The organism is Sphingomonas sp. (assembly GCF_036677245.1).
In the GTDB taxonomy this organism is placed as follows: Bacteria; Pseudomonadota; Alphaproteobacteria; order Sphingomonadales; family Sphingomonadaceae; genus Allosphingosinicella.
The window spans coordinates 1-3,931 of record NZ_JAKFCG010000100.1; the positions used below are offsets into that span (position 1 = coordinate 1).

At 66.2% G+C, this 3,931-nt stretch carries 3 protein-coding genes and 1 pseudogene; all 4 read left to right on the forward strand.

The window, feature by feature from the left end; genetic code table 11:
* Positions 1-310: pseudogene (glnA, locus tag V6M48_RS11160) on the forward strand (glutamine synthetase); the annotation flags it as partial.
* A gap of 126 nt (positions 311-436) precedes the next feature.
* Entirely contained in the window at positions 437-3,121 is a 2,685-nt protein-coding gene (gene ppc / locus V6M48_RS11165; RefSeq protein ID WP_332812619.1) for a phosphoenolpyruvate carboxylase, read from the forward strand.
* Positions 3,122-3,316: 195 nt separating this feature from the next.
* A complete protein-coding gene (locus V6M48_RS11170; protein ID WP_332812620.1) occupies positions 3,317-3,670 on the forward strand; it encodes a YerC/YecD family TrpR-related protein in 354 nt (117 codons plus the stop codon).
* Positions 3,660-3,931 (forward strand): hypothetical protein (locus tag V6M48_RS11175; RefSeq protein ID WP_443019100.1); only part of this gene is annotated, 272 nt, incomplete at its 3' end. The genes V6M48_RS11170 and V6M48_RS11175, both read left to right, overlap by 11 nt.

Below are 3,931 nucleotides of genomic sequence, written 5' to 3' on the forward strand. Positions count from 1 at the left end.
CCCGTATCTGGCTTATGCCGCGATCATGATGGCGGGTCTGGACGGCATCCAGAACCGGCTCCACCCGGGCGAGGCGATGGACAAGAACCTCTACGATCTGCCGCCGGCCGAGCTTGCCACCGTTCCGACGGTGTGCGGCAGCTTGCGTGAGGCGCTCGAATCGCTCGAGGCGGATCGCGCGTTCCTGACCAAGGGCGATGTCTTCTCCGACGATCAGATCGACGCCTATGTCGAGCTCAAATGGGCTGAGCAGATGCGGTGGGAAACCACCCCCAGCCCGGTCGAATATGACATGTACTATTCGGGCTGACCAAGCTCGGATCGAACAGGCCGGGGGGAGCAGCCTCTCCCCGGCCTTTTTCTTTGCGCGGCGTGCGGCGCGGAGCAGACGTTGGACCCCGCCGTTGAGCGTGAAGAGGAAAGGAGCAACGGCTCGATGACTCGGCCTGCGTCGCGTTCGATTCCCCAGAACCCGGACATCCGGTTCCTCGGCAAGTTGCTTGGGGATGTGATCCGCGCTTACGGCGGCGAGCAATTGTTCGAACGGATCGAGGCGATCCGCTCGACCTCGGTCGACCGTCACCGCGGGCTCGCGGGACCGCTCGCCACCGCTCCGCTCCTCGAAGCGCTGACGCTCGACGACACGCTCGCCTTCGTCCGCGGGTTCATGCTCTTCTCGATGCTCGCCAATCTCGCCGAGGATCGGCAGCAGGGCGCGGCGCGCGAACCGGGCGCCGAGCTTGCCGCGGCGCTCGAGGTGCTGCGCGCCGAGGGCGTCGAAGACAAGGCGATCACCGATCTGCTCGATCATGCCTTGGTTGCTCCCGTGCTGACCGCTCACCCCACCGAGGTGCGGCGCAAGAGCATGATCGACCACCGCAATCGCATCGCCGAGCTGATGCGGCGGCGCGATGCGCGCCAGACGATCACTCCCGACGGCGATCTCGTCGAGGAGGCGATCGTGCGCCAGATCGCCTTGCTGTGGCAGACCCGCCCATTGCGGCGCGAGCGGCTCTATGTCGCCGACGAGGTCGAGACCGCCCTCGCTTACCTGCGCGACGTTTTCCTGCCGGTGCTGCCCGCGCTCTACGCCCAGTGGGAGCGCGCGCTTGGCCGCCGCCCGAAGAGCTTCCTCCGGCCGGGCAGCTGGATCGGTGGCGATCGCGACGGCAATCCCAACGTCACCGCCGCATCGTTGCGGCTGGCGCTGGCGCGTGCGTCGGAAACAGTCCTGACTTATTATCTCGACCAGGTTCATGCGCTCGGAGCCGAATTGTCGATCTCGACAGAGCTCGCGCCGATCACGCCCGAGGTCGCGCGGCTCGCGGAGCGTTCGGGCGATGACAGCCCGGCGCGTCGGGATGAACCTTACCGCCGCGCGTTGAGCGACATCTATGCCCGGCTCGCCGCGACGTTTCGCGCGCTCGTCGGCAAGTCGCCGCCGCGGCCGGCGACGATCTCGGCCGAGCCTTATGCTGATCCGGCCGCCTTGCGCGCCGATCTTGCCGCGATCGCGCATGCGCTCGGCGAGAGCGGCGAAGGCCTGCTACGGAGTGGCGGCGCGCTCGGGCGGCTGGTGCGCGCCGTCGAGACGTTCGGCTTCCACCTGGCAACGCTCGATCTTCGCCAGAACTCCGATGTCCACGAGCGCGTCGTTGGCGAGTTGCTCAAGGTTGCCGGAGTCGAGGAGGAATATCAGGGCCTCGATGAAGCGGCGCGCGTCGCGCTGCTGCGGCGCGAGCTCGCTGGTCCGCGGCTGCTGGCGAGCCCGTATGCTGAATATTCCGACGAGACGAAGTCGGAGCTCGAGATCGTCCGCGCCGCCGCCGAGGCGCATCGCCTCTACGGAGCCGAGGCGATCACCACCTACATCATCTCCAAGACCGACGCGGTCTCCGACCTGCTCGAAGTCAATATCCTGCTCAAGGAGGCGGGCCTGTGGCGCTCGGCCGACGGGCCGCACGCCGCCGTGATGGCGGTCCCGCTCTTCGAGACGATCGCCGATCTCGAGAATGGCGAGGCGATCATGGCCGAATGGCTTGCGCTTCCGGAGGTCGCTGCGGTGACCGCGGCGCGCGGACATCAGGAGGTCATGGTCGGCTATTCCGACTCCAACAAGGACGGCGGCTACCTCACCTCGGTCTGGAGCCTCCACCAGACCAGCCGTGCGCTGGCTTCGGTCTTTGCCGATGCCGGCGCGGCGATGCAGCTGTTTCACGGCCGCGGCGGTGCGGTCGGGCGGGGAGGGGGCTCGAGCTTCGAGGCGATCCGCGCGCAGCCGACCGGGACCGTGCAGGGTCGCATCAGGATCACCGAGCAAGGCGAGGTCATCGCCGCCAAATATGGCACGCGCGAAAGCGCGACCGTCAATCTCGAGGCGATGGCTTCGGCGACCCTGCTCGCCAGCCTGCAGCCGGACTCGCTGGGCGCGAACGACCATGCGCGTTTCTCGGCGGCGATGGATGCGCTGTCGGCAAGCGCGTTTCGCGCCTATCGCGGCCTCGTCTACGAGACCGAGGGCTTCCGCACCTTCTTTCACGAGATGACTCCGATCGCGGAGATCGGCGAGCTCAAGATCGGCTCGCGTCCGGCCCGCCGTACCCAGTCCGACCTGATCGAAGATCTGCGCGCCATTCCATGGGTGTTCAGCTGGTCGCAGGCGCGGGTGATGCTGCCCGGCTGGTATGGCGCAGGCCATGCGCTGAGCGCGTTCGGAGACATGGCGCTGCTGCGCGAGATGCTCGCCGCCTGGCCGTTCTTCCAGACCACGCTCGACAATCTCGAGATGGTGCTCGCCAAGTCCGATATGGACATTGCGGCGCGCTACGCCGGGCTGGTCGAAGACCGCGGTCTCGGCGACGCAATCTTCAACCGCATCCGCGATGATTGGGGCCGCACCCGCGACTGCTTGCTCGAAGTCACCGAGCAGGGCCGTCTGCTCGAAAGGAATCCGACGCTCGACGCGTCGATCCGGCTTCGCCTGCCGTACATCGAACCGCTCAACCTGCTCCAGGTCGAGCTGTTGAAACGGCACCGCGCCGGCGAAGACGATCCGCGGATCCGCGAGGGCATCCAGCTCTCGATCAACGCCGTGGCGACCGCATTGCGCAACTCGGGCTGAGTTTTCCGGACGTTGATTTCATGCGGTTTAGGCGGCATTGCGCGCCGCCTGCACCCGAATCCGAGCGCTTTGTGCTATGGCGCACCGGCCCACACGCCTTCAGAGACGCACGGCCCGCAGATGGCAGGCTATTAAGCTTGCGTTAGCGGCCGGCATTCTATAGGCGCGTTACAGCGTACTAACACGGTGAAACATATGGCTGATGACAACGGCAGGGTCTCGCCCTCGCGGGACATGGCTTTGCTCACGAAAGATCTCTGCGAGGCGCTGCTGACCCCGCATACCGGTGACGAGATGGCGCTGTTGCTGGCCGATCTCTGCACGCCGGCCGAGGTCCGCACGCTCGCCGAGCGCTGGCATGTCGCACGCCTGCTCGAGACCAACGACATGTCCTATCGCGATATCCACGACGCGACCGGCGTGAGCACGACGACGATCGTTCGCGTCGCGCGCTTCCTTCGCCAGGAACCCCACCAGGCCTATCGCATGGCCATGCAGCGTCTCGGCCAGCCCGTTGCCGCGCGTAACGGAGAAAATGATGTCGCCTGATACCAGCCGCCTGCACCTTGCAATCCAGAAGTCTGGACGGCTGTCCGACTTCAGCCGCAACCTGCTGCGCGATGCCGGGCTGCGCATCCAGCACGGCAAGAATGATCTCACCGCTCGGGTCGAGAACTTTCCGATCGACCTGATGTACGTTCGCGACGACGACATTCCGACCTTCGTCAGCGACGGCGTGTGCGAGTTCGGCATCGTCGGCCGCAACGTGCTCGAGGAATTCGCGCTGGGCGAGACCGAGCATCGTTTCGA